Here is a 25,028-nt window from a genome sequence, read left to right on the forward strand (position 1 = left end):
AGGGAAGCGGTTGGCCCGAAGGACAGCATTCGTTAGGATCGGGCCATGAACCGTGACCGTCCTGCCCCCGGCGCCCCGGAGTTCCGCCCGCATCGCGTGGTCGTTCTCGCCATGGACGGTGTGCTCCCCTTCGAGCTGGGCATTCCGCACCGGATCTTCGGCCGCCCCAAGGACGCCGAGGGGCGTCATCTGTACGACGTCGTCACCTGCTCGATCCGCCCGCCGGGCCCCGTGCGGACCGACGCCGACTTCGCCATCCAGGTCGAGCACGGCCCCGAGGCCCTGGCCACGGCCGACACCGTGATCGTCCCGGCGTCGTACGAACTCGGCCCGGTCTTCGAGCAGGGCGTGCTGACCGGCGAACTGACCGCCGCCCTCGCCCACATCCGCCCCGGCACCCGCCTCGCGTCCATCTGCACCGGCGTCTACGTCCTGGCTGCCGCCGGTCTCCTCGACGGCCGCCCCGCCACCACGCACTGGGCCGACTCCGACCGTCTCCAGGAGCTCTTCCCACAGGTCAGGGTCGACCCGGATGTCCTGTTCATCGACGACGGTGACGTCCTGACCTCCGCGGGCGTCGCCGCCGGGCTCGACCTGTGCCTGCACATGGTGCGCCGCGACCACGGCACGGCGGTCGCCAACGACGTGGCCCGCCGCACCGTCGTACCGCCGCACCGGGACGGCGGACAGGCGCAGTACATCCACCGGCCCGTGCCCGACCCGCAGCAGTCGACCACGACCTCGGCCCGCGCCTGGGCGCTCGGCCGACTGCACGAGCCGATCCAGCTGCGGGACATGGCCGAGCAGGAGGCCATGTCCGTACGCACCTTCACGCGCCGCTTCCGGGAGGAGGTCGGTGTCAGCCCCGGCCAGTGGCTCACCCAGCAGCGGGTGGAGCGGGCCCGGCACCTGCTGGAGTCCACCGACCTCTCCGTCGACCAGGTCGCCCACGACGCGGGCTTCGGCACCGCCCAGTCGATGCGCCAGCACCTACAGACGGCCCTCGGGGTCACACCCACCGCGTATCGCCGTACGTTCCGGTCCGGGAGCGGAGGCGTCGACAACTCCGCCAGGGGCTACGACGACGTCGGCGCCCTGAGCTGAACCCCGCCTCCGGCGCACCTCGCCCCACCACCCCACCCCCGTCAGCGCGAGCGTCAGCACCACCCCGGCCAGGATCGCGTGGGACGGCACCGTGACTCTGAGCAGGGCACCGGCGAGCGAACCCGTGGCCGCGTAGCCCGCGCCCGCCGCCGCGTACATCACGGAGTAGCCGGCGGCCAGCGCGCCGGGCGGAAGCGCGTCGCGCAGGGCGAGGTTGCGGGTGAGCAGCGCGCCCACCTGGAGCAGGCCGCCCACGGCGAGCGCGGCCGCGATCCCGGCGGTGTTCGGTATCAGCGCGACGAGGGTGACGCAGATCGAGGTGCCGCACATGAACACGACACTGCGGGTGTGCAGCAGGCCGGGCCAGGTGCGCAGGCCGTAGAGGAACGCCCCGAGTCCGCCGCCCACCGCCAGCCCCGTCAGCATCGGGCCGGACCAGCCGACGGAGATGCCCCGCTGTTCGAGCAGGGCCGGCAGCGCCAGTTCGGCGAGGCCCAGCAGGCTGAGACTGGCCGCGCCCGTGACGTACACCGGCCAGGCACCGAGCAGCAGCCGGGGCAACGACGACCCGGCGTCCCACGCCCCATCGACCGGGTCGTCCGCCTTCCAGCCGCCCGGCAGCGGCCACAGCCCCGCGACCGAGGTCGCCATCAATCCGGCGGCCAGCAACAGCGGGACACGCGGCGCGACTCCGAGGGCGAGGCCGGTGACGGCGGCCGGGGAGACGGACCAGATGACGGAGTTGAGCATGGACTCGGTGGACAGCGCCTGCGCGACGGCCCGCTCCGGAACGAGCTCGGTGAGCAGCGCGCGCAGACCGCCGGTCGCCGCGGCCGGGGCGGCCCCGGCGACGAACGCGAACGCGCCCAGGATCAGGGAGTTCACGTCGGGAAGCAGCCCGAGCCCCGCGAACCCGGCGGCGCCGACCGCGAGCCCCGAGGCCAGGTGGGGCCTGGGACGCTCGGGGCGGAGCCGCATCCCGAGCACCGGGGCACCGACGATCTCACCGATCACGTACACCGCCGCGAGCACCGCCCCCAGCGCATACCCTCCCGGTCTCTCGCGCACCAGGAAGACGAGGGCGAGCGGAGCCATCGCCACCGGCATACGGGCGCCGACGGACGTGCAGGCCCAGACCAGGACCCTGGGGGTGGCGACGTCGCGGTAAGTCATGCGCCGAAGCTAGGGCCCGGCACTGACATCGCCCCAATGGTTTTCCAGGCCCTGTGGAAAACTCCGTACCGGTGGCTCAGAACGTGAGCACTCCCCGAGCCACCCGCCCCGCCTCCGCGTCCCCCACCGCCTTCTCGAAGTCCTCGATCGGATACGTCTCCGTCACCAGTTCGTCGAGGAACAGCCGCCCCTGCCGGTAGAGCTCGGCGTACAGCGGGATGTCCCGCTGTGGCCGCGACGACCCGTACCGGCAGCCGAGGATGGCCTTGTCGAGGAACATCGACGAGACGACGAAGGACGCCTCCGCGCCCGCCGCCGGCATCCCCAGCAGCACCGCCTGTCCGTGCCGGTCCAGCAGGTCGACGGCGGCGCGCACGAGTTCGACCCGCCCGACGCACTCGAAGGCGTGGTCCACCCCGTGCGGCAGCAGTTCCCGCACGCCCTCCACCGAGGTCAGGAAGTCGGTCGCCCCGAACTGCCGGGCCACCGCCTCCTTCGCCGGGTTGGCGTCCACCGCCACGATCCGCAAGGCCCCTGCGATCCGCGCGCCCTGGATGACGTTGAGCCCGATCCCGCCGGTCCCGATCACCAGCACACTGTCCCCGCGGTCCACACGGGCCCGGTTGAGCACCGCCCCCACCCCGGTCAGCACCCCGCAACCGATGAGCGCGGCGGACGACAGGGGAATGTCCTCGGGAATGCGCACCGCCTGTACGGCCTTCACCACGGTCCGTTCCGCGAAGGCGGAGTTGCTCGCGAACTGGAACACCCGCTCCCCGCCCCGTGAGAAGGGCTTCTGAGGCCGCCCGATGGCCTTACGGCACATGGTCGGCCGCCCCCGGTCGCAGTCGGCGCAGGCACCGCAGTTGGCCAGCGTGGAAAGGGCCACATGATCACCGGGTCCGACGTGCGTGACCCCCTCCCCCACGGCCTCCACCACACCGGCCCCCTCGTGCCCGAGCACGACCGGCACCGGAAACGGAATGGTCCCGTCCACCACCGACAGATCGCTGTGGCACAGCCCGGCCGCCGAGATCGCGACCAGCACCTCACCGGGCCCCGGATCCCGCACCTCCAGATCGTCGACGACCTGGATCTGCCTCCCGTCGAACAGCACGCCGCGCATCAGACCCCCTTGGGTTCCCTGGGCAGACCGAGCACCCGCTCGGCGATGATGGTGCGCTGGACCTGGTCCGAGCCGCCGTAGATGGTGTCGGCCCGCGAGAACAGGAACAGGTGCTGCAGATCGTCGAGTTGGTACGGCGCGGAGGAGGACCATTCCCCGGGTCCGACCGCGGCCCCGGCCCCCCGCACGAGCATCGCCAGCTCCCCGAGCCGCTGATGCCACCCGGCCCACAGCAGCTTGGCCACACTGGCGGCCCCGGCGTCCCCGGAACCCCCCAGCGTCCGCAGGGCGTTCCACCGCATGGTCCGCAACTCGGCCCACTGCCGCACGAGCAGCGTGCGTACGACGGGATCGGCGATCGCGCCGGTACGTACGGCGATCTGCACCACCTGAGTCAACTCCTGGGCGAACCCGACCTGTTGGGCCAGCGTGGACACCCCCCGCTCGAAACCGAGCAGGCTCATCGCCACCCGCCAGCCGTTCCCCTCACCCCCGACGACATGCTCCACGCGCGCGTGCGCTCCGTCGAAGAACACCTCGTTGAACTCGCTGGTCCCGGTCATCTGCCGGATCGGCCGTACCTCGATACGTCCCGGCTGATCCATGGAAACGAGGAGGAAGGACAGCCCGCGATGCCGAGTCGACTCCGGATCGGTGCGGGCGAGAACGAAACACCAGTCCGCTTCATGCGCGAGGGAGGTCCAGATCTTCTGCCCGCTGATCCGATACGTCCCGTCCTGGCCCCGCGTGGCCTTCGTGCGCACCCCGGCGAGATCGGACCCCGCCCCGGGTTCGCTGTACCCCTGACACCAGAGCTCGTCCCCGGCGGCGACGGGAGGAAGAAAGCGAGCCTTCTGCTCGTCGGTACCGTGCGCGAGAAGGGTGGGCGCGAGCAATTTCTCCCCAATGTGCCCGGACCGCGCCGGCGCCCCCGACCGCGCGTACTCCTCGGCCCAGGCAACCTGCTGGGTGAGCGTGGCGGTCCGGTTCCCATAACCGCCTTCGGCCCAACCAAGCCCGATCCACCCGGACTTCCCAAGGGTCCGCTCCCACGCACGCCGATCCTGAGAGCCATCGACATGACTGGAGAGCCATTCCCGCACCTCGGACCGGAACGCATCATCCTCAGCGGCGAATCCAAAGTCCACAAGGGTCTCCTCTGAACACCGGCCCCGCTGTCCCACCCAGGGGCGCGGGGAACTGCGCGATCAACCACGAACTACCCGCACCCGCCAAACAACCGCACCCCCAACCCACTAGGCGCCCGGCCCCGAAAGCAACGGCATCGGATCCACTCCCACACTCCCCGGCAAGAACTCCGCGATCCGATCAGGCGTCCACCCGCCGGAGGCATACGCGGCACGCAACTCCCGAGGCTGCGCCCACACCGCGATCTTCGGCCCCGCCACGGTGTACACCTGCCCGGTGATCTCCTGAGCCCGCGAGGACAGCAGGTAGACGACCATGGCGGCGACATCCTCCGGCTCCCCGATCTCTGCCAGGTCGAAGGGAACGTTCGCCGACATCCGCGTACGAGCGACAGGCGCCACCGCATTCGCGGTCACCCCGTACTTGTGCAACCCGAGCGCCGCACTGCGCACCAGCGAAATGATCCCCCCTTTCGCCGCACTGTAATTGGCCTGCGAAAACGACCCCTGATGGTTCCCACTGGTGAACCCGATCAACGTCCCCGCCCGCTGTTTCCGCATCACGGCCGAGGCCGCCCGGAAAACGGTGAACGTCCCCTTCAAATGGGTCGCGACAACCGGGTCCCACTCGTCCTCGGTCATGTTGAACAACATGCGCTCGCGCAGAATCCCGGCGACACAGACAACACCGTCCAGCCGCCCGTAGGAAGACAACGCGGTGTCGACGACCCGCTGCCCACCCGCCATCGTCGAGATGTCGTCGGCCACGGCGACGGCCTCACCCCCGGCCGCCTCGATCTCCTTCACCACTCCCGAGGCGATCTCGCTCGCAGGAGACGCCCCGTCGATCGAGACGCCGTAGTCGTTGACGACGACCCGCGCCCCCTCGGCCGCCGCGGCCAGTGCGACCGCCCGCCCGATGCCCCGCCCCGCGCCCGTCACGGCGACGACCCTGCCTGCCAAGAAGTTCCCCATGCCCGGCCCCTTCCCGCGGTTTCTGACGGACCGTTAGATTTTATGACCCGTCAGTTGTGCGGACACAAGCCCCGGGGAGGGCCCGATGTCACTTCCGGCCGCGTTCCACGACATCGCCAAGCGCGTGAACAACTGGGGCCGTTGGGGCGCCGACGACGAGATCGGCACTCTGAACCTGATCACCGACGAGGTCGTCCGCGAGGCCGCCGCGACCGTCCGCACGGGCCGCCGGGTCCCTCTCGCGCTCCCCCTGAAGCAGGACGGCGTACAGACCGGGATGATGCCCGGCCGGGTCAACCCGCTGCACACGATGGTGCAGATCAACCAGGAGATCTTCGGCCCGGGAACGGTCGCGTGCAGCGACGACGCGGTGACCATGGGCCTGCAGGCCGCCACCCACTGGGACGCCCTCACCCATGTCTCGCACTCGGGCCTGCTCTACAACGGCCGCCCGGCCGGCACCATCACCCCGCACGGCGGCGCCGAGTTCAGCGGTATCGACAAGGCGCGGCACATCGTCTCGCGCGGGGTGCTCCTGGACGTGGCGCGCGCCCTCGGCAAGGGCCGGCTCGACGGCACTCACGCCGTGACCCCGGAGGACCTGGAGGCGGCCGAGGAACTCGCGGGCACGCGCGTGCGTGCCGGTGACATCGTGCTCGTACGGACGGGGCAGATCCAGGTGTATCTCGCCGGGGACAGGGAGGCGTACGCCTATCCGTCGCCGGGCCTGTCGGTCCGTACCCCGGAGTGGTTCCACGCGCGCGACGTCGCCGCGGTCGCCAACGACACCCTCACGTTCGAGATCTTCCCACCCGAGATCGAGGACCTGTGGCTGCCGGTGCACGCCCTCGACCTGGTGGAGATGGGGATGCTGCAGGGCCAGAACTGGAACCTGGAGGAGTTGTCCACAGCCTGTGGAGAAGCGGGCCGCTACACGTTCCTGCTGTCGGCGATGCCCGAGCCGTTCGTCGGCGGCACCGGAACCCCGGTGGCCCCGGTGGCCGTTCTGTGAGGAGGTCGGCCGGCGGCGCGCAGGCCCGCCCCGAGCTCGGCATCGCGCGCCGCCGTCATCGACTCCCCTCCACCCCGGGGGAATCGACACCGCGTCACGATCCACACTCGTCGAGGACTTCCGTCACCGAAGCCCTCGTCGTCCCCTCACGGCGAATCGCTGACACCAGCGTGATCAATCGAACACAATGCGTCAACACCCGTACGGGGATTTATCACTTACGACCTATTTGTCGGAGCCGCGCACCGATGCATCTCCCAGCGCGCCAACACACCACGGTGCAGGGGGGACGGTGGTTTCTGCGACCATGCGCCGGTCACACCGCCTCGAACGCCAGCCCTTCGTATGCCGAGGCCTCGATGCCGTACACCTCGGTACAGACCTCGCTGCCCTTCCGGGGCTGCTCGCAGCGGTCCAGTTCGCACCAGATGCTCTTTCCGGCGCCCTCGGGGCTCCAGCCCCAGCGGTCCGCGAGACCGTCGACGAGGGCGAGACCGCGGCCGCCGGTCGCGTCGCCGTCCACGCACCGCGGCACCGGCGCCCGGCCGCTGCGGTCGGCCACCTCCAGGCGCACGGTGGCCGACTCCGCCTCCGCACCCGGCAGGGACAGCCGCAGGACGGCCGGACGGCCGGTGTGCACCACGGCGTTGGTGACCAGTTCGGACACGAGCAGGACCAGGGCCTCGGCGAGCGGTTCATCGGCCCCTATCCCGGACCCGGCGAGCCGCGAGCGGGCCCACCTCCGGGCCCGCCCCACCTCAGCGGGGTCGGGCCGGATCTCCAGCTGCACTTGAAGCACCTGCACCGCTCACACCATCCGAACCGGCGGGCACATGGGCTCGCGCCTCACGAGGGCCACGATCGTAGCCATTTTTTGCATGACCAGAACAACAGCCGAAGCCGGGGTCACAGAACGTGAATCCCTTACGAGACAGCATGGTTGACGTACAGTCACGCCAACAAGCGCTTCGGGCATATTCCAGCGCGAAGGAGTACTCGTGCGGGATACTGTGCGACGCTCGCCGCGGGAAGTCGAACAGGCGCCGGAAGCAGGCCCTTCCACCCTGCTAGCAGCAGCGCGCATCGCCGGGTCCGGGGCCGCCCCATCGGCAACACCGGCATGGCTCATGCTCCGAACCACTCGCATCTCACACAAGGTACCGGAGCGGGCCGCCGACTCCAGGACGTGACGAGTCACACATAGGACACAACCAGATATCAACGCTCCGTGATTCCGGTATGCCACAATCCGCGACATCGCTCCGTACGCTCCCGAGACCGGGCAGGCCGTGGACGCCTCAGGCCAACAGATCGACGGCGAGCAACTCCTCACTCTCCGCACTGCCGCCGCCCCGCCGGGCCCGCACCCAGGCCCGCTTCAGATGCAGCTGCACCTCGCACTCCCAGGTGAACCCCATCCCGCCATGCACCTGAAGACAGTCCCGGGCGCCCCGCTCGGCGGCCTCGTCGGCCAGCAGCCGGGCCGCGGCGATGTCGGCAGGGTCCGCGGTCACGGCGGCCGCGTACACCGCCGCCCTGGCCGTCTCCGCCCGCACCAGCATCTGCGCGCACAGATGCTTGACCGCCTGGAAGGCCCCGATCGGCTGCCCGAACTGCGTCCGTGTCCGCGCGTGTTGCACCGCGAGCTCACACGCGCGCGTGGCGGTCCCGAGCTGCTCTGCGGCGGTGAGAAGCAGGGCGACGGGGTCGGCGGCACGCGCGCGTGCTCCGGGCACCCGGTGCAGCGGTGTCAGCGGATCCACCGACTTCAGGGGTACGGCCCCGGCGGCATCCCCCCGGACGACGTCTGCCTCGTCCAGCCACTCCACGAGCCCGCCCCGGTCGACGTCGGTCACGACGACCTCCCCCTCGGCGGCCCCGTCCACCACACCCGCCGCGAGGTGGGTCGCCACCAGCGGCCCGGTCAGCAGCGCCCGCCCGGCCTCCTCGAAGACCAACACGGCTTCGGGCAGCCCGAGTCCGACCCCGCCATCCGCCTCCGGCACCCGCAGCGCGAAGAACCCGGCGGCCCCCAACTCCCGCCACAGCGCGCGATCCAGCCCAGACGAATCCACAGCGGCCCGCAGGGCTTCCCCACCGAACCGCCGAGCCAGCAACTCCCGCACACCAGCCTGCAAGGCCCGCTGATCCCGGGTCAGTTGAAACCGCATGTCACAGCTCCTTCTCAAACGCGGGCCGCGGTGCCACCCGGCGAACCACCTCAAGCCGCACTCACCGCCCCTTCGGCAGCCCAAGAATCCGCTCGGCCACGATGTTCCGCTGAATCTGCGAGGTCCCGGCCGCGATGGTGTACGACAGCGAGGACAACCGGTCGAGCACCCAGGGCCGTTCGAGGTCCAGCGACTCCGGGCCCAGGACCTCAGCCGCCGCGTCGTACAACTCCTGGCGGGCATGCGAATACCTCAGTTTGAAAACCGAACCCCCCACCCCCGGCACCCCACCACTCACCTCCGCCTCACTCACGTTCCACTGCGTAAGCCGCCACAACGCCCGGAACTCGGCGTTCAACCGCCCCAGCCGACGCCGAAGCACCGGATCGTCCCAGCGCCCGTTCTCCCGTGCCGTACGGGCGAGTTCGCCCAGCACGCGCCGGCAGGCGACCACCTCGCCGACGAACGCCGTCCCACGCTCGAAGGACAGCGTCACCATGGTCACGCGCCAGCCGTCGTTCTCGGCCCCCACCCGGTTCGCGACCGGCACCCGGACCTCGTCGAGGAACACCTCGGCGAACTCGGCGGACCCGGCGAGCGTCCGCAAGGGGCGCACCACGACACCGGGCGCGGACATGGGCATCGCCAGCCAGGTGATCCCGCGGTGCTTCGGAGCCTCCGGATCCGTCCGGACCAGCAGCTCGCACCAGTCGGCCACTTCGGCGTGCGAGGTCCAGATCTTGGAGCCGGTCACCACATAGTCGTCGCCGTCCCTACGCGCGCGCGTGCGCAGCGCCGCGAGGTCGCTCCCGGCGTCCGGTTCGCTGAACCCCTGGCACCACACCTCCTCGCCGCGCAGGATCGGCGGCAGCCAGAGTTCCCGCTGCTCGGGCGTGCCCTCGGCGGCGATGGTCGGCCCCGCGTGCAGCAGCCCCACGAACCCGGCGCCCACATAGGGCGCGCCCGCGGTCTCGGTCTCCTCCAGGAAGATCAGCCGCGTGGTCGGCGAGGCGTCCCAGTGCACATGCGCGTACCCGGCGTCGTACAGCATGCGCTGCCAGCCGAGGTCGTAGGCCCTGCGCCCGGGCCAGTCCTCGGGGGACGGCTTCGGCGGCAGGGTGGGGAGCGCCTTGGACAGCCACTCGCGCAGCCGCGCCCGGAACTCCTCCTCTTGCGGCGTGTACGCGAGATCCATGGCGGCACTCCACATCTGATAACCCGTCAGATACCGCTCGCATCGGAAGGGTAGGTCTCCCACCCCTGGACCGACAAGGCGTCCCGCCCTACGCTCTGGCCACGATCTGACTACCCGTCAGCTCCACAAGGGGGCCGCCGTGACCGACACCGCCCACGCGCTCAGCGCATCCCGCACCCTCTGGGACCTTCTCGCCCGCCGCGCCGACCTGACCCCCGACCGCCCGGTCCTCCTCCAGGACGACCGCACGCTCACCTTCGGCGGCCTGTGCGCGCGTGCCGAGCGGGTGGCGGCCGGCCTGTACGACATGGGCGTACGCCCCGGCACGGTGGTCGCCTGGCAGCTGCCCACCCGGATCGAGACGGCCCTGCTCTCCTTCGCGCTGGCCCGTCTGGGCGCCATGCAGTCGCCGGTCATCCCCTTCTACCGGGACCGCGAAGTCGGCTTCGCCCTCAGGGAGTCGAAGGCCGAGTTCTTCGCGGTGCCGGGCGTCTGGCGCGGCTTCGACCACACGGAGATGGCCCGGCGACTCGGCGCGAAGGGCGTCTTCGAGGCGTACGACGACCTCCCGGACGGCGATCCGGCCGTCCTGCCCGCCCCGCCCGCCGACGGCACGTCCGTGCGGTGGATCTACTGGACCTCGGGAACCACCTCCGACCCCAAGGGCGTTCTCCACACGGACCGTTCGCTGATCGCGGGCGGCTCCTGTCTCGCGCACGCGCTGCGGCTGACGGCGGACGACGTGGGGTCGATGGCCTTCCCGTACGCGCACATCGCGGGCCCGGACTACACCGTGATGCTGCTGCTGTACGGCTTCCCGGCGGTGATGTTCGAGCACTTCGCGCTGCCGGACGCGCTGGAGGGCTACCGGAAGCACGGGGTGACGGTGGCGGGCGGTTCGACGGCGTTCTACTCGATGTTCCTCACCGAGCAGCGCAAGCGGCCCGGCGTTCCCGTGATTCCCTCGCTACGGCTGCTCGCCGGTGGCGGGGCGCCCAAGCCGCCAGAGGTCTACCACGCCGTCGTACGGGAGCTGGGGGTGCAACTGACGCACGGGTACGGCATGACCGAGGTGCCGATGATCACCATGGGGGCGCCCGACGACACGGTGGAGAACCTGGCGACGACCGAGGGGCGGCCGCCGGAGGGGATGTCCGTGCGGATCGTGGACGGGGAGGTGCGGCTGAAGGGGGAGGCCGTCTGTCAGGGGTATCTGGATCCGGCGCAGACGGCGCAGGCCTTCGACGCCGACGGATTCCTGCGCACCGGCGACCTCGGACACGTGACCGCCACCGGCCACCTGGTGCTCACCGGGCGGCTCAAGGACGTGATCATCCGCAAGGGCGAGAACATCTCGGCGAAGGAGATCGAGGACCTGCTGGCCGCACATCCGGGCGTCGGGGACGTGGCGGTGGTCGGACTGCCGGACGCCGAGCGCGGGGAACGCGTGTGTGCCGTGGTGGAACAGCCCGAGGGGGCCGAGAAGTTGACCCTGGACGCCGTGACCGCGTATCTGCGTACGGAAGGGCTCTCCACGCACAAGCTGCCGGAGCAGCTGGAGGTGGTGGACGCCCTCCCGCGCAACGAGACCCTGCGGAAGGTCCTGAAGTACAAGCTCAGGGAACGCTATTCGGGGACGGTGAAGTAGCGCGCGAAGGCGGGCACGATCTCGGCCTCGCCGACCTTGCCGTCGCCGTCGGTGTCCAGAGTGGCCGCGGCCGCCTGCGCGATGTCCTCGCTGACGCCCAGGATGCGCAGCACGCGCGCGGTGTCCTCGACGGTGGCGCGTCGGTCGCCGTCCTGGTCGGCGACGTCGATCGCGGCGTGCAGGAAGGGTCGGGCGATCTCGGCGAACCGGTCCGGGTTGTCGCGCAGCCGCTTGAGCGCGCCGTTGACGAACTCGTCGCGGGTGATCCGCTGGTCGCCGTCCCGGTCCGCGATCCCGGCCATGCCCTGCCAGAACGCCTCCGCGCCGGCGTACAGCGCCTGCCCCTTGTCGGAGCGTGCCGCCGTACCGAACTCCGTGAGCAGCGCCTTGGCCGCCGTGTTGAAGTCCTCGCGGTCGATGTAGCCGTTGCCGTCCTGGTCGAAGGTGGCGAACCGGCCGGCGATCCTGCTCTCGTACTCGCTGCTGACCATGTCTTCTCGGGCCGCCTCACATCACATCGGGTGCATCTCGCACGGAGCGTACGACGAGAGCGTCGCCCAGGGGGCCGGAAGGCGGTGCTTGTGCCAAGACCGGGTGAATTTCGGGACAACGGTGTGGCAGTCGGGGTGCCCCAGGTCACAGCCGTGCGGACACAAGGGGGTAGGGGTGCCGGCCTCAGGCGGACAGTGGTCCCGCCTCCGCGTCGGTCGCCGAGTCCAGGTCCGGGTGGACCTCGAACAGGCGGCGGACACCCAGGGCGCCGAGGACGCGGTTGACGTGGGAGCCCTCGGCGGCGCCGCGGTCCGGGAGGATCAGGCGCAGATCGCCCCGGCAGGAGCGGATGAGGCGGCGGGAGGCTATGAGCACGCCGACGCCGCTGGAATCACAGAAGTACACCTCGGAGAGGTCGAGGACGAGACTGTGGCGCCCCTCGGCCACCACGTCGTGGACGCGCTGGCGGAGCACCGGCGAGGTCACCAGGTCCAGCTCGCCCGACACACTGAGCACGGTCCAGTCGCCCTGCTCGTCGCCGGTCACATTGAACGCCACCACCAAGCCCTTCGCTCGCCGGAAAGCAAACGGAAGCCATACCTACGCTTCCTTGCAGCGCGGCTGCCCAGCGGCCGTTCCCTGAAACTCAGACCGAGAAACGGAAATCGTTCCAAAGAGGCTTGTTTTAGTCGGCTTCGATCCTGTTCGATCGGGTCTGATCGGCGAGTGACCGGGTAGGGGCCGAGTAGCGGAAGGTCTATTACCACCTGCGGCCCCTCGGGGGCGCGCATTGGAACAAAGGGGCGTGCGCTCTCGGAGGTGCCGACTACATTCGAGGAGACGGTGGGCGCAGGCTTGACTCGGACACTTCCAGGGGTGAGGGGGCCGCATGGCGAAGAAGGACGCACCGCCCCGCTGGGACCGCAAGATGCAGCAGCGACTCGCACGCGGTGAGGCGGCCGCCCTCGGCGAGCTCTACGACCGTTTCGCTTCACTTGTGCATGGACTCGCCCACCGTGTGCTCGGGGACGAGCGCGCCGCCGACGGCATCACCCGGGACGTCTTCGCCCACGTCTGGGAACACCCCGAGGCCTACGACCCCAAACAGGGCCCGCTGCGCTCCTGGGTCGCCGGTCTGACCCACCGCCTGGCCGTGCAGCGGCTGCGCGCCACCGAGACCGCCGCGCTCACGCAGGGCGGCGAGGGCGCGGCCGCCGACTCCGAGGAGCTGGAGCGCAAGGTGCGCCGCGCCTCGGTCGCCGCCCGCGCCGACTACATAGTCCAGGCCATGCCCACCCCACTGCGAGCCGCGTTGGAGCTGGCCTACTTCCAGCGCCGCGACTACCGCCAGACCGCCGCCGACCTCGGTGTCACCGAGGACGAGGCCCGCCGCCGCCTCCGTCTGGGCCTCCAGCTCCTGTCCACCGCCCACGACGCGGGAGTTCCGCCGGGATACGGAGGCGCGGCGTGAGCGGCCGTTTCGAGGCGTACGACCATGACGGGGACGAGGGACAGGGGGTGCCGGAGGGTCCGGGGCCGGGCGGGGTGTCTTCCGAGGGTGCCGGGGAAGCCGGGGCCGACGGAGGACGTGGGGCTGCCGGGAACCCGGGCGATACCGGGGCCAACGGCGACGGAATCGACGGCACGGATGACGACGGCCGGAGCAAACTGAACGAGCCGGGTGCGGTCGGGCGCGATCAAGACGGGCCGAACGACCCCGACCCGGGCGACCCGGGCGCCGCCGGCACGGGCGACCCCGGAGACCCCGGTAGCAACGGTCCCGGTGGCGCCGGTCCCGACCCGTCACCCCGCATACCGCTCCCCCGCGCCTCCGTGGAGGACACCGGCCGGCCCCTGCCCGCGCCGGCCGAGGCAGCCCCGTCCGCTCCGCTCGTCATGGAGCACCAGGTGCTGAAGTCAATGCTCGGGGCGTGGGCGTTGGCGGCGTGTTCCGGGGCGGAGACGGCCGCCGTGGAGGATCACCTCGGTGTCTGCGGCTCCTGCGCCGACGAGGCGCTGCGGCTGCGCGAGGCCGTCGGTCTGCTGCAGCGCCCGGAGAGCCTCGATCTGGACCCCGGCCTGCGCACCCGCGTCCTCGACAGCTGCCTCGTCCGGCGCCCGCCGCGCATTCCGCTGCCCGAGTGGGCCACCGCGTACGACGCCGAGACCGCCCGTCTCGACGCCCTGCTCCAGGACTTCGGCGACGCCGAGTGGCACGCCCCGGTGAGGCTGCGCTGGTTCGACGCGGACGAGGCGACGAGCCGTCGTACGACGGTCGCCGGGGTCATAGCCCACCTGCTGTCGGTCGACGGCCTCGTCGCGGTCGCCCTGGGCCTGGACGACCCGATGGGCGAGGTCCCCGCGGACGCGCCCACGCCGGCCGGCCGCACCGAGGCGTACTGGCGCGCGTCGCACTTCCCGCCGACGCGCTCCGTACGGGCGCCGTGGCGTGAGCAGAGCCACGACCTCGTGCGCACGGTGTCCTTCACCGGCGGCACCTCCGGCAAACTCACGGTGGCCTACGGCGACTTCTGGCTGCCGCTGCACGACGCGATGCTCGACCGCGCCTTCGAGTGCTGGGTGCACGCGGAGGACATCGCGGAGGCGGTCGACTACCCCTACGAGCCGCCGTCCCCCCGTCACCTCAACGGCATGATCGACCTGGCGGCACGGATGCTGCCCGCGGTGTTGGCGGAACGCCGGCAAAAGGGGCTGGCGTCACCCGTCCACGGCCGGCACCTGGTCACGGCCGGGGACCCCGGCCGCAGCCTGCGGCTGGAGATCGAGGGCCTGGGTGGCGGCGAGTGGCTGATTCCCCTGGACTCCCCGGGGGCGGTGGGTTCGCCGGACCACGAGGTCGCTCATGTGGCGCTGGACGGGGTCGAGTTCTGCCAGTTGGCCGCGGGGCACGTATCTCCTGCGGAAGCTGCGGCTGGTCAGCTCGGGGATCGGGAGGCGATCAAGGATGTGTTGTTCGCGGCGGCCAGCTTGAGCCGGATGTAGGGGCGGGTCGCGGTTTCGTCGGCGGCTGCGGGCGAGTGGGGGCCGTTCGCGCCCCGCAGCGGAGCTGCAGATAGATACAGCCCCGCGCCCCTGAAGGGGCGATCAGGTGAGCTAGATACAGCCCCGCGCCCCTGAAGGGGCGATCAGGTGAGCGCTTTCAGGGGCGCGGGGAACTGCGCGACCAGCCACGGACAACCTGCAGCCGCCCTCCGCCGAACCCCCGAGCTCCTAGGCGAACACAACCGTCCGCCGACCGTTGAGCAGAATCCGCCGCTCCGCATGCCACTTGACCGCCCGAGCCAGCGCCTGGCACTCCACATCCCGCCCGATCGCGACCAGCTGGTCCGGCGTGACGTCATGCCCCACCCGCTCGACCTCCTGCTCGATGATCGGCCCCTCGTCGAGGTCGGCGGTCACATAGTGCGCCGTCGCCCCGATCAGCTTGACCCCACGGTCGTGCGCCTGGTGGTACGGCTTCGCACCCTTGAAGCTCGGCAGGAACGAGTGGTGGATGTTGATGATCCGCCCGCTGAGCTGCTTGCACAGTTCGTCGGACAGCACCTGCATGTACCGGGCCAGCACCACGAGCTCGACGTCCTGCTCGCGCACCAGCTCCAGCAGCCGCGCCTCCGCCTCGGCCCTGTTCTCCCGCGTCACCGGAATGTGGTGGAAGGGAATGTTGTACGACGCCACGAGCTCGGCGAACTCGGTGTGGTTGGAGACCACGGCGGCGATCTCCACCGGAAGGGCTCCGATCCGCGCCCGGAACAGCAGGTCGTTCAGGCAGTGCCCGAACTTGCTGACCATCAGCACGACCCGCATCCGGTCCTCGGCCCGGTTGATCTGCCAGTCCATGTGGAAGGAGTCACCGATCGCCGCGAAGGACGCCCGCAGCTTGTCCACCGTGACCGGAGCCTCCGCCGAGAAGTGGACGCGCATGAAGAACAGACCCGTGCCGTGGTCGCCGAACTGCTGGCTGTCCTCGATGTTGCAGCCGGTCATGAAGAGATAGCTCGACACGGCGTGCACGATGCCCTTTTTGTCGGGGCAGGACAGGGTCAGGACGTACTGCTCGGCGGGGGTGGACTGATCGTTCATGCAGGACAGGGTCGCATATCCACCGGTACGGGCAACCCCGCGTTCCGTCACGCGGACCGGGTCATGATCTGCAGCACCTGGAGCGTGCGCGGCGGCGCCTCGGGGTCCTCCCCGTCGGCCGTCGCCATCCGCACATGCGCGTCCCGCGCCGCCCGCACCGCGTCGGGCCACCCCGGGTTCTGCATGTACACGGAGACGGGGGCGTCGGGACCGACCTGGTGCATGATCCGCAGCACCCGCAGGACGGCGGTGTCGACGAGGGCCGCCTCCTGGGAGTCCCGGAAGATCGTGCCGACGTATTTCTCGGCGGACCAGTTGTCCAGCCAGGTGTCCTCGACGAGTCGGTACACGGCGTCGGTGACGTCCCCGTACCCCTCGACGCCGGCCAGCCAGACGTTCTGCTGGAAGGTGGGGTCGGAGAGCATGTGCAGCGCGGAGCGCACATTGCTGCGCCAGCGCCACCACGGCATGTCGTTGAGTGGCATGTCGCCCATGGTGGAGGAGCGACGGCCGCGACGGGAAGAGTTCTCCGAACCTTGCACGGTCACCGATCGTACGTTCTGCCTCACACGGGCCGCACAGACCCCCCGCTGTTCACCTTCACGTCACCCCTCGTTGATCAAGGGTCACACCCAAGTTGGCGGTGTGGCGGAAGCGTGTGTGCCCATGACCGGCAGGCACACCATGCGAAGCACTTTCCTCCCCAGGCACCACCGGCACATCAGAGCCACCGTCCTCGCGACGGGGGCGCTGGTGGCGTGCGCCTCGCTCGCCGCCGGTTGCGGGGTCGTCCCCGGTACCACGGGGGGTTCCGGGGACGGCCCGATCAAGGTCATGACCTGGGCCCCGTCGGACACCAAGGCGACCAACAAGCCCGGCATGCCCGCCTTCGCACAGGCCTACGCCCGCTGGATCAACTCCAAGGGCGGCATCAACGGCCGTAAGCTCACCGTCCTGACCTGCAACGACCACAACGACAGCGTGGCCGCGGCGAAGTGCGCCCGGCGCGCGGTCAAGGAGAACGTCGTCGCGGTCCTCGGCTCCTTCAGCCAGTACGGCGACTCGTTCTTCCCGCCCCTGGAGGGCGCGGGCATCCCCTACATAGGCGGCTACGGCGTCACCAACGCCGAGTTCACCAGCCCGCTGTCCTATCCCGTCAACGGCGGCCAGCCCACGCTGCTGGCGGGGCTCGGCAAGGAGCTCGCCGCGGCCTGCGGCAACGTCGCCCTCGTACGGCCCGACACCATCGCGGGCGACGAGCTGCCCGTGCTGCTGAACTCCGGGCTGACCACCGGCGGGCATCGCACCGCGAGCGACGTGCGGGCGGCCGACGACTCCACGGAGTACTCGGCGGAGTCGAAGAAGGCGCTCCAAGGATCGGCCGCCGGCGGCACGGGCTCGGCGAAGGAGGGGTGCGTGGTGCCCGCGCTCGGTGACCGCACCAGCACCTTCATGGACTCCTTCCGGCGCGCCCGCGAGGACTACCCGGACGTGCGCACGGCCATGGCGATGGGCAGCGTCGACCAGACGGTGGTCGACGCGTCCGGCGGGGCGTCGGGGCCGTACGAGGGGTCGTACATCACCGGCTGGTACCCGGTGGAGAGCGACGCCCGCTGGGACGCGATGAAGAAGGTCATCAACGAGGAGGCCTTCGGCGACAACCGCATCGACTCGGCGGACGCGGGGGTGCAGACCACCTGGATCGCCTACACGGTGTTCAAGAAGGTCGTCGAGTCGCTCGGCGGCGGCGAGGTGTCCGCCGGCAACGTGCGCGGCGCCCTCAACGACGGGCTCAAGATCCCGACCGGCGGTCTGACGCCGACCCTTCAGTGGAACACCCGGGCCAGCTGGAGCTCCGCGGACGACCTCGCCTCGGTCGGCTTCCCGCGCATGGTCAACGCCAACGTGACACTCCAGGTCGTACGCAAGGGCCAGCTCGTGGCGGCCCGCGAGGGCTTCACCGACGTGACCAAGACGCTCCGTAACGCCGACATCGACTGACCGGTGGGAGCGCGTACGGCGCCCCCACCCAGGTCCCCCAGGCGCCTACAGCTGGGTCGCCGAACGCTCGGTCAGGCTGTACTTCTTCGCGATCGCGTTCCACAGCCGGGCCGCCCTGGCCTTCTCGGTGCTGGCGGTGCCGCTGTCCCGGTTGCCGGCCGCGGTCTGCCCCGTGGTGCGGGCCTGGCCCTTCTTGCAGCCCTTCTTGCCCGCCGCCTGGTCGGCCCAGGCCGCGTAGTGGTTGTCGGCGGACGCTGATGCCTGCCAGGCCTTGGTGAGAGCGGCGGTCAGCTCGGCATGGCTCGGCAGCTGATCGACCGAGAGCGCCCCCAGCCGGGTCACCAGGCCGGTGCGCTGGGTCGCCGCCGCCCGCAGGTCCTCGGCGGCCGTGTCGAGGTTCTTGCACGACTTCACGTTCGCCACCGCGTTGATCACCGAGGAGCGGCTGTTGCCGCTGTCGGCGAGCAGCTTGTCCAGCTCGACAGCCTGCGCCTGCGCCGGGTCGGCGGGCTGCGACGCGGACCCGTCGGTCGCGGGGGCCGTGGCCGAGACGGTCTGGTTCTTCTCCCCCTGGTCGTCGCTGCCGCCCCCGGCGAGGAGCGCGCCCGCGCCGATACCGAGGACGACGATGCCGATGCCCACGGCGGCGATGACGGGCACGCGCGAGCGTCGACCGCCGTCTCGGTCGCCGTCGTCGTAGAGGTCACCGCCCGGCGGGACGTACGGCGGCTGCTGCGCGGCGTACGACTGCTGCTGGGCCGCGTACCCGGGCAGTGCGGGCTCGGGCTGCGCGAAGCGCGGCAGTTGCTGGGTCGCCCCGGCCCCTGTGTCACCGCCCGGTCCGCTGCGGAAGAGGTTGTCGAACTCGGAGGGCGGCTGCCGTTCCCCGCCGTAGGGTGCGCCGGGGGCCTGTCCCGGTACGGGCGCGATGTACTGCGTGGCCTCGGCGTCGGGGCCGGTCGGCGGAGGCTGCGCACCGTACGGGGCCTGCCCCGGGAAACGGGCCGCCTCGGCGGACACCTCGGGCGGGAGCGCACCGGGGCGGACGGGCGGGAGGTACTGGGTGGCTCCCTCGTGGGCGGCGGGGGCGGCCGCGACCGGCGGGATGAACTGGGTGGCACCTTCGTCGGCGGGCGGCAGGGGCGCGGAGGCCGCCGTGCCGGGGGCCGACGGGAGGGGCTGGCCGACTGGGGGCAGGTAGTAGGAGGTCGGCTCGTTGCTGTCGTAGCCCGGCGCGGGCGACTGCTGCGGGGCGCCCGCGCCCGTCGCGGGAGCGCCATAGGCCGCCACTTGACCCTCCTGCGGGGGCAGCGGCTGGGACTGCGGGGCGGGAGCCGACGGGAGGGGCTGGCCGACCGGAGGCAGGTAGTAGGAGGTCGGCTCGTTGCTGTCGTAGCCCGGCGCGGGCGACTGCTGCGGGGCGCCCGCACCCGTCGCAGGAGCGCCATAGGCCGCCACCTGACCCTCCTGCGGCGGCAGCGGCTGGGACTGCGGGGCGGGAGCCGACGGGAGCGGCCGGCCCACCGGCGGCAGGTAGTACGAAGTCGGCTCGTTGGTGTCGTGGCCCGGCGCGGGCGGCCGGCCCTCCTGCGGAGATTGCTGCTGGGCCTGGGCCTGAGTCTGGGGCGGTACGCCGGCGGGCTGCTGTGGGGTGCCCCAGGTCTGGGCGGGCGGCTGCGACCAGTCCTGGGCAGGTGGCTGGGCCGGGCTCTGCTGCTGGGCCGGGCCCCACGGGGTGCCCCAGGCCTGGCCGCCGGGCGGCTGGCCGTACGCCGCGTCGGGTGCCGGGCCGGGACGGCCTGCCTCCGGGGGGCCGCCGTAGCCGGGCTGCGGGCCGCCGTGTCCGCCCGTCTGGCCCGGCAGCAGGGGTTCCCCGCCGTCGGAGGGCAGCACGATGCCTTCGCGCGCTTCGCGCGCAGCGGGCTGCTCGCCCTGTCCACTCTGCGTCACCGGGACTCCTACTTATGGGGGAACTTCGGAATCGTCGGCTCACGCTACCGGGTCCTCCGAGCCCGGTGCCACATAGCACAGGGCCTGACCTGCGCCCCTGTGACCGCAGTAACAAATCCCGGGAGATCACGTGACAGTTCCGGGCCCGTATCCGCTGTACATGCCCTCCTCTATGCGGCCGCCTGGAGGTCGAGGCGGGCACCGAACTCCCTGACCACCGGCTCGTCCCGGAACGGATCGAGACGCTGCTGGAAGTCGTCGAGGTACTCCGCACCCCGGTTGGAGCGGACGGTGTCCAGCAACTCCACCGCCTTCAGACCGGTGTTGCAGGCCTGCTCGATCTCGCGCTGCTGCACCTGCGCGGTGGCCAGCAGGACGTAGCCGATGGCCCGGCGGCGCGCCTTGTTCTCGGGGAGCCCGTCCAGGGACTCCTGGGCGCACCGCGCCGCCGCGTCGGCCTGACCGAGGTCGCGGTGGCAGTGGGCCAACTCGTCGGCGAGATAGGCCTCGTCGAAGTGCGCGATCCACGCCGGGTCGTCGCCGGACGTCGGATCCGCCGCCTCCAGCGCATGCACGGCCCGCCCGGACGCCGCCTGGGCAGCCCGCGCGTCGCCCATCAGCGCGTGCCCGCGGGCCTCCGCAGCGTGGAACATCGCCTCCGCGCGCGGTGTCACACGACCCCGCGCCCCTTCCTGCGCCGCCCGCGCCAACTGGGCGATCTCCCGCGGGTTCCCGAGTTGTGCGGCGAGGTGGCTCATGGAGGCGGCGAGCACATAGCCGCCGTATCCGCGGTCGCCCGCCGCCTGCGCGAGCCGAAGTGCCTGGATGTAGTACCGCTGGGCCAGTCCCGGTTGCCCGGTGTCGATCGCCATGTACCCGGCGAGTTCGGTCAACCGCGCGACGGTGGCGAAGAGTTCACGCCCGACCGCCTCCCGGTACGACCCCGCGAGCAGCCCGGAGACCACGCTGTTGAGGTAGTGCACGACGACCGGGCGCACATGCCCGCTGCCGTACTGGTGGTCGAGGTCGACGAGTGCCTGGGTCATCGCACGCACGGCCGCCACGTCGGACTGCCCCACCCGCGGGCCCGCCTGCCGCGCCACCTGTGAGTCGGGCGAGGAGATCAGCCAGTCACGGCTCGGCTCGACCAGCGCGGACGCGGCGACCGAGGAGCCGGACAGGAAGTCCCGTCGGCCCACGTCACTGCGCCACAGTTCACACACCTGCTCGATGGCGCCCAGTACCGTCGGCGAGAACTGGAGGCCGACCCCGGAGGCGAGGTTCTTGCCGTTGGCCATGCCGATCTCGTCGATCGTGACCGTACGGCCGAGCTTGCGCCCGAGGGCCTCCGCGATAATGGCGGGTGCCCGGCCCCGCGGCTGCTGTCCGCGCAGCCAACGGGCCACGGACGTCTTGTCGTAGCGCAGGTCGAGGCCGTGCTCGGCGCCGCACATGTTGACCCGGCGAGCGAGCCCGGCGTTCGAGCACTCCGCCTCCTGGATGAGCGCCTGCAGCCGTTCGTTCGGCTGCCGCGCGACGAGAGGCCTTGCGGCCATGGCGTACCCCCTGTGGCTGCGGTGCCTGCCCACGCACCGAGTTGATGTGTCTTCCACTCCCGGACCAGGTCGGTGTGAACGAAGAGATCCGGCCGTGAAGATCAATGCCCCACTGAGACGGCTAAAATGCGAGGCATGCGAGGATTGCCGGGGTGAAGGCAGAAGCCTGCCCCTTTCGTGGGTACCCAGCTCACGCCCCGGTTCCTCCCGCGCGCCCCCACACGTGCATCCATGCGCCCCAGATGCCGAATCAATGCTCCTCCCCCGCGCGCGTTGCAGCCGTAACCCGAGGTGGGCGCGGGAGTTGTGTTGAGCGTGGAAGAGACGATCGCGGGCCCCGAGACCGCTCAGATTCCGAAGCAGCGCGGGGAATCGCTGCTGGAGACAGCCGTACGGTACGCCGAGGAACGCCACTGGGACGTCTTTCCCGGCACCTGGCTGGAAGCCGTCGACGGGGTGCAGCGGTGCTCCTGCGGTGACATGCCGTGCGCCGCTCCCGGGGCGCATCCCGCGCGGGAGGACTGGGCGACGCAGGCCACCGGCAGTGCGACGGTGGCGCGCAGGATGTGGCAGAAGCAGCCGACGGCTTCGATTCTGCTGCCGACGGGGCGGACGTTCGACGCGATCTCCGTTCGGGACACGGCCGGGTTCCTCGCGCTGGCCCGGATGGAGCGTATGGAGTTGACGCTCGGTCCCGTGACGTTGACCCCTGATCGTCGGATGCACTTCTTCGTGTTGCCGGGTGCCTCGGTGAAGGTGCCCGATCTCGTGCGCAATCTGGGGTGGACTCCCACGTCTCTCGACCTCGTGGTGCTGGGCGAGGGGTCGTACGTCGCGGCGCCTCCGACCCGGTACGGCTCTTCCGGGGCCGTGCAGTGGGCTTGTCGGCCCACCGCCGCGAACCGTTGGCTGCCGGACGCCGAGGAGTTGATCTCGCCGCTTGCCTATGCGTGCGGCAGGGACAGGTGACGTTCGCCCCTAGAGTTGGCGTTCATGACGTCGGCTGTGAGTGTGCGTGGGCTCTGGAAGCGGTTCGGGCAGCAAGTTGCCGTTGCGGGGATTGATCTGGAGCTTCCTGCCGGGAAGTTCATCGGGCTTGTCGGGCCCAACGGGGCCGGGAAGACGACCACTCTCTCCATGGTGACCGGGCTGCTGCGGCCCGATGAGGGGTCCGTCCACGTTGTCGGGCACGACGTGTGGCGGGATCCGGTGGCCGTCAAGGCCCGGATCGGGGTGCTTCCCGAGGGGCTGCGGCTGTTCGAGCGGCTGTCGGGAAGTGAACTGCTCGCGTATTCGGGGCGGTTGCGGGGGCTGCCCGGTGCCGAGGTCGACCGGCGCACCTCTCAGCTGCTCGACGTGCTCGATCTGGCCGGGGCCCAGCACAAGCTGGTCGTCGACTACTCGACGGGAATGCGGAAGAAACTAGGGCTCGCGGCCGCCCTGCTCCACAATCCCGAAGTGCTCTTCCTCGACGAGCCGTTCGAGGGCGTCGACCCCGTCTCGGCACAGACCATCCGAGGGGTGCTGGAGCGGTACACCGCATCCGGCGCCACGGTCGTCTTCTCCTCGCATGTGATGGAGCTCGTGGAGTCGCTGTGCGACTGGGTGGCCGTCATGGCCGCCGGCCGCATCCGCGCCCACGGCCCGCTCGACGAGGTGCGCGGTGCCGCGCCCTCGCTGCAGCGGGCGTTCCTCGAACTCGTGGGCGCGCAGGGGCAGGACGCCGGGGCCGATCTCGACTGGCTGGGCGGCGGGGCGCGATGACGGCGGCCGGGCAGGGCCCCATGACGGCGGACATCACCCCGGTCGTCGTACGACTGAAGCTGTCGCTGCTCAGGAACGGGCTGCGGCAGTCCGGCGGGCGGCGAGCGGCCTACGTCGCCTCCGCGATCGCGGTCCTCCTGGTCTCGGTGCTGCAACTGCTCGGACTCGTCGCCCTGCGCGGCAACGAGCACGCCGCGTCCGTCGTCGTCCCGCTGGTCACGGTGCTGGCGGTCGGCTGGGCGGTGATGCCGCTGTTCTTCCCCGGCGGCGACGAGACCCTCGACCCGACCCGTCTGGTGATGCTGCCGCTGCGGCCCCGGCCCCTGGTGCGGGCGCTCCTTGTGGCCTCGCTGGTCGGCATAGGGCCGGTGTTCACGCTCTGCATGCTCGTCGGGTCCGTCGTCGCGGTCGCGCACGGCGGGACGGCATACGTCTTCTCCGTCGTCGGTGTCGTGCTCGCGCTGCTGGTCTGCGTGGCCCTCGCGCGGGCCGTCGCCGTGGGCAACATCCGTCTGCTGACCAGCCGCAAGGGACGCGACCTGGCGGTACTGAGCGGACTGGTGATCGCCGTCGGCGCGCAGGTGGTCAACTTCGGGGCGCAGCGCCTCGGTTCGGGCGGTCTGGGGCAGCTGGACGGGCCTGCCGAGGTGCTGAAGTGGATCCCGCCCGCCTCGGCGATCGGGGCGGTCGACTCGGCGAGCGAGGGGTCGTACGGCGTCGCTGTCCTCCAACTCGCCCTGTCCGCCAGCGCTTTGGTGGGCTTGCTCGCTCTCTGGTCGCGTCATCTGACCCGGCTGATGACCTCGCCGGACGGCTCCACGCTCCCCTCCGCCGAAGGGGCGGCCCGTGAGCGGAGTTCCACGGGGCTCGCCCGGCTGCTGCCGGCCGGCCGCACCGGCACCGTGATGGAACGCAGCCTGCGCTATGTCTGGCGCGACCCCAAGACCAAGGCCGCGTGGGTGACGTCGCTGGCCATCGGGCTGATCGTGCCGGTGTTCAACGCGGTGCAGGGCACGGGGTCCATCTATTTCTCGTGCTTCGCCGCGGGAATGCTCGGTGTGCAGATGTACAACCAGTTCGGGCAGGACACCTCCGCGTTCTGGATGGTCGCGATGACCATCTCCTCGACGCGGGACGCCTACGTCGAACTACGCGCGCGTGCACTGGCGTTGCTGGTGATCACGCTGCCGTACGCCACGCTCGTCACCGTCCTCACCACCGCGCTGATCGACGACTGGCCGAAACTGCCCGAGGTGCTCGGCATGTCCTTCGCACTGCTCGGGGCGATGCTGGCGACGGGGGCGTGGACGTCGGCCCGCTTCCCGTACTCCATTCCGCAGGAGGGCTACAAGAACGTGGCCCCTGGGCAGTCGGGGCTCGCCGCTGCCGCCGTCGTGGGCGGAATGGTCTCGGCCGCGCTGCTGTGCGCTCCCGTGATCGCCCTGACGATCTGGGCCAACGTCAGCGCGGACGGCGACGAGTGGAGCTGGGTACTGCTGCCGGTCGGCGCGGTCTATGGCACCGCGATCACACTGGCGGGACTGCGACTGGCGGCCCCGCGGACGGCCCGCCAACTGCCGGAAATCCTGCTGGCGGTCAGCAAGGGCTGACG

The 25,028-nt window shown here is 71.0% G+C and carries 22 protein-coding genes; 9 read left to right on the top strand and 13 right to left on the bottom strand.

Features of this window, described 5'->3' with window-relative positions:
- The first annotated feature begins 45 nt into the window (after window positions 1–45).
- The gene (locus ACI2L1_RS06470) at window positions 46–1,104 is read left to right on the top strand and encodes a GlxA family transcriptional regulator (protein WP_404738179.1); all 1,059 of its coding nucleotides are present in this window, start codon (window positions 46–48) and stop codon (window positions 1,102–1,104) included.
- On the opposite strand, the gene ACI2L1_RS06475 is transcribed toward ACI2L1_RS06470, so the two are convergent.
- The 4 genes from ACI2L1_RS06475 to ACI2L1_RS06490 form a co-directional block, all read right to left on the bottom strand.
- Entirely contained in the window at window positions 991–2,277 is a 1,287-nt protein-coding gene (locus ACI2L1_RS06475; RefSeq protein ID WP_404738180.1) for an MFS transporter, read from the bottom strand. The genes ACI2L1_RS06470 and ACI2L1_RS06475 overlap by 114 nt on opposite strands.
- Window positions 2,278–2,353: 76 nt before the next feature.
- Window positions 2,354–3,403 carry a Zn-dependent alcohol dehydrogenase gene (locus tag ACI2L1_RS06480; RefSeq protein ID WP_404738181.1) on the bottom strand — a complete coding sequence of 350 codons (1,050 nt, stop codon included), beginning with the start codon at window positions 3,401–3,403 and terminating at the stop codon, window positions 2,354–2,356.
- On the bottom strand, window positions 3,403–4,551 hold the full coding sequence (locus tag ACI2L1_RS06485) for an acyl-CoA dehydrogenase family protein (protein ID WP_404738182.1): 1,149 nt from the start codon (window positions 4,549–4,551) through the stop codon (window positions 3,403–3,405). Before ACI2L1_RS06485 ends, ACI2L1_RS06480 begins: the two co-directional genes overlap by 1 nt.
- A gap of 108 nt (window positions 4,552–4,659) precedes the next feature.
- Window positions 4,660–5,526: an SDR family oxidoreductase gene (locus ACI2L1_RS06490; protein ID WP_404738183.1), complete on the bottom strand. Its 867-nt coding sequence runs from the start codon at window positions 5,524–5,526 to the stop codon at window positions 4,660–4,662.
- 85 nt (window positions 5,527–5,611) lie between these two features.
- Here ACI2L1_RS06490 and ACI2L1_RS06495 point away from each other — a divergent pair, with 85 nt between their 5' ends.
- On the top strand, window positions 5,612–6,538 hold the full coding sequence (locus ACI2L1_RS06495) for a cyclase family protein (protein ID WP_404738184.1): 927 nt from the start codon (window positions 5,612–5,614) through the stop codon (window positions 6,536–6,538).
- Between the two features lie 316 nt (window positions 6,539–6,854).
- Here the strand turns inward: ACI2L1_RS06495 and ACI2L1_RS06500 are convergent, their stop codons facing one another.
- From ACI2L1_RS06500 to ACI2L1_RS06510, 3 genes are all read right to left on the bottom strand, one after another.
- On the bottom strand, window positions 6,855–7,328 hold the full coding sequence (locus ACI2L1_RS06500; protein WP_404738446.1) for an ATP-binding protein: 474 nt from the start codon (window positions 7,326–7,328) through the stop codon (window positions 6,855–6,857).
- Window positions 7,329–7,836: 508 nt separating this feature from the next.
- A complete protein-coding gene (locus tag ACI2L1_RS06505; RefSeq protein WP_404738185.1) occupies window positions 7,837–8,709 on the bottom strand; it encodes an acyl-CoA dehydrogenase family protein in 873 nt (290 codons plus the stop codon).
- A gap of 61 nt (window positions 8,710–8,770) precedes the next feature.
- Window positions 8,771–9,904 carry an acyl-CoA dehydrogenase family protein gene (locus ACI2L1_RS06510; protein ID WP_404738186.1) on the bottom strand — a complete coding sequence of 378 codons (1,134 nt, stop codon included), beginning with the start codon at window positions 9,902–9,904 and terminating at the stop codon, window positions 8,771–8,773.
- Between the two features lie 139 nt (window positions 9,905–10,043).
- On the opposite strand from ACI2L1_RS06510, the gene ACI2L1_RS06515 reads away from it, so the two are divergent.
- Window positions 10,044–11,552, top strand: a complete 1,509-nt coding sequence (locus ACI2L1_RS06515; RefSeq protein ID WP_404738187.1) for a class I adenylate-forming enzyme family protein — start codon at window positions 10,044–10,046, stop codon at window positions 11,550–11,552.
- Here ACI2L1_RS06515 and ACI2L1_RS06520 read toward each other — a convergent pair.
- Window positions 11,531–12,043: an EF-hand domain-containing protein gene (locus ACI2L1_RS06520; protein WP_404738188.1), complete on the bottom strand. Its 513-nt coding sequence runs from the start codon at window positions 12,041–12,043 to the stop codon at window positions 11,531–11,533. The genes ACI2L1_RS06515 and ACI2L1_RS06520 overlap by 22 nt on opposite strands.
- 184 nt (window positions 12,044–12,227) lie before the next feature.
- The gene (locus ACI2L1_RS06525; protein WP_404738189.1) at window positions 12,228–12,608 is read right to left on the bottom strand and encodes an STAS domain-containing protein; all 381 of its coding nucleotides are present in this window, start codon (window positions 12,606–12,608) and stop codon (window positions 12,228–12,230) included.
- A gap of 325 nt (window positions 12,609–12,933) precedes the next feature.
- On the opposite strand from ACI2L1_RS06525, the gene ACI2L1_RS06530 reads away from it, so the two are divergent.
- Together ACI2L1_RS06530 and ACI2L1_RS06535 are read left to right on the top strand one after the other, a co-directional pair.
- The gene (locus ACI2L1_RS06530) at window positions 12,934–13,515 is read left to right on the top strand and encodes a sigma-70 family RNA polymerase sigma factor (protein WP_404738190.1); all 582 of its coding nucleotides are present in this window, start codon (window positions 12,934–12,936) and stop codon (window positions 13,513–13,515) included.
- A gap of 164 nt (window positions 13,516–13,679) precedes the next feature.
- Complete coding sequence (locus tag ACI2L1_RS06535) at window positions 13,680–15,047, top strand: MDMPI N domain containing protein (protein ID WP_404738447.1); 1,368 nt, start codon at window positions 13,680–13,682, stop codon at window positions 15,045–15,047.
- A gap of 228 nt (window positions 15,048–15,275) precedes the next feature.
- On the opposite strand, the gene purU is transcribed toward ACI2L1_RS06535, so the two are convergent.
- Window positions 15,276–16,145, bottom strand: a complete 870-nt coding sequence (gene purU, locus ACI2L1_RS06540; protein ID WP_404738191.1) for a formyltetrahydrofolate deformylase — start codon at window positions 16,143–16,145, stop codon at window positions 15,276–15,278.
- A 47-nt stretch (window positions 16,146–16,192) separates the two neighbouring features.
- Window positions 16,193–16,693: a hypothetical protein gene (locus ACI2L1_RS06545; protein ID WP_404738192.1), complete on the bottom strand. Its 501-nt coding sequence runs from the start codon at window positions 16,691–16,693 to the stop codon at window positions 16,193–16,195.
- A 118-nt stretch (window positions 16,694–16,811) separates the two neighbouring features.
- Here ACI2L1_RS06545 and ACI2L1_RS06550 point away from each other — a divergent pair, with 118 nt between their 5' ends.
- Window positions 16,812–18,146 carry an ABC transporter substrate-binding protein gene (locus ACI2L1_RS06550; RefSeq protein ID WP_404738193.1) on the top strand — a complete coding sequence of 445 codons (1,335 nt, stop codon included), beginning with the start codon at window positions 16,812–16,814 and terminating at the stop codon, window positions 18,144–18,146.
- 45 nt (window positions 18,147–18,191) lie between these two features.
- On the opposite strand, the gene ACI2L1_RS06555 is transcribed toward ACI2L1_RS06550, so the two are convergent.
- Both ACI2L1_RS06555 and ACI2L1_RS06560 read right to left on the bottom strand, forming a co-directional pair.
- A complete protein-coding gene (locus tag ACI2L1_RS06555) occupies window positions 18,192–20,096 on the bottom strand; it encodes a hypothetical protein (RefSeq protein WP_404738194.1) in 1,905 nt (634 codons plus the stop codon).
- Window positions 20,097–20,266: 170 nt separating this feature from the next.
- Window positions 20,267–21,652 (bottom strand): transcriptional regulator, encoded by a 1,386-nt coding sequence (locus ACI2L1_RS06560; protein ID WP_404738195.1) that lies wholly within the window; start codon window positions 21,650–21,652, stop codon window positions 20,267–20,269.
- 306 nt (window positions 21,653–21,958) lie between these two features.
- On the opposite strand from ACI2L1_RS06560, the gene ACI2L1_RS06565 reads away from it, so the two are divergent.
- From ACI2L1_RS06565 to ACI2L1_RS06575, 3 genes are read left to right on the top strand one after another with little or no spacing between them, the layout of a single operon-like run.
- Window positions 21,959–22,621 carry a bifunctional DNA primase/polymerase gene (locus ACI2L1_RS06565; RefSeq protein WP_404738196.1) on the top strand — a complete coding sequence of 221 codons (663 nt, stop codon included), beginning with the start codon at window positions 21,959–21,961 and terminating at the stop codon, window positions 22,619–22,621.
- A gap of 24 nt (window positions 22,622–22,645) precedes the next feature.
- Window positions 22,646–23,416 (top strand): ABC transporter ATP-binding protein, encoded by a 771-nt coding sequence (locus ACI2L1_RS06570; RefSeq protein ID WP_404738197.1) that lies wholly within the window; start codon window positions 22,646–22,648, stop codon window positions 23,414–23,416.
- A gap of 20 nt (window positions 23,417–23,436) precedes the next feature.
- Window positions 23,437–25,026 carry a transporter gene (locus ACI2L1_RS06575; protein ID WP_404738198.1) on the top strand — a complete coding sequence of 530 codons (1,590 nt, stop codon included), beginning with the start codon at window positions 23,437–23,439 and terminating at the stop codon, window positions 25,024–25,026.
- Window positions 25,027–25,028 lie beyond the last annotated feature (2 nt).

It is taken from the genome of Streptomyces sp. NPDC019531 (assembly GCF_044903305.1).
GTDB lineage: Bacteria > Actinomycetota > Actinomycetes > Streptomycetales > Streptomycetaceae > Streptomyces.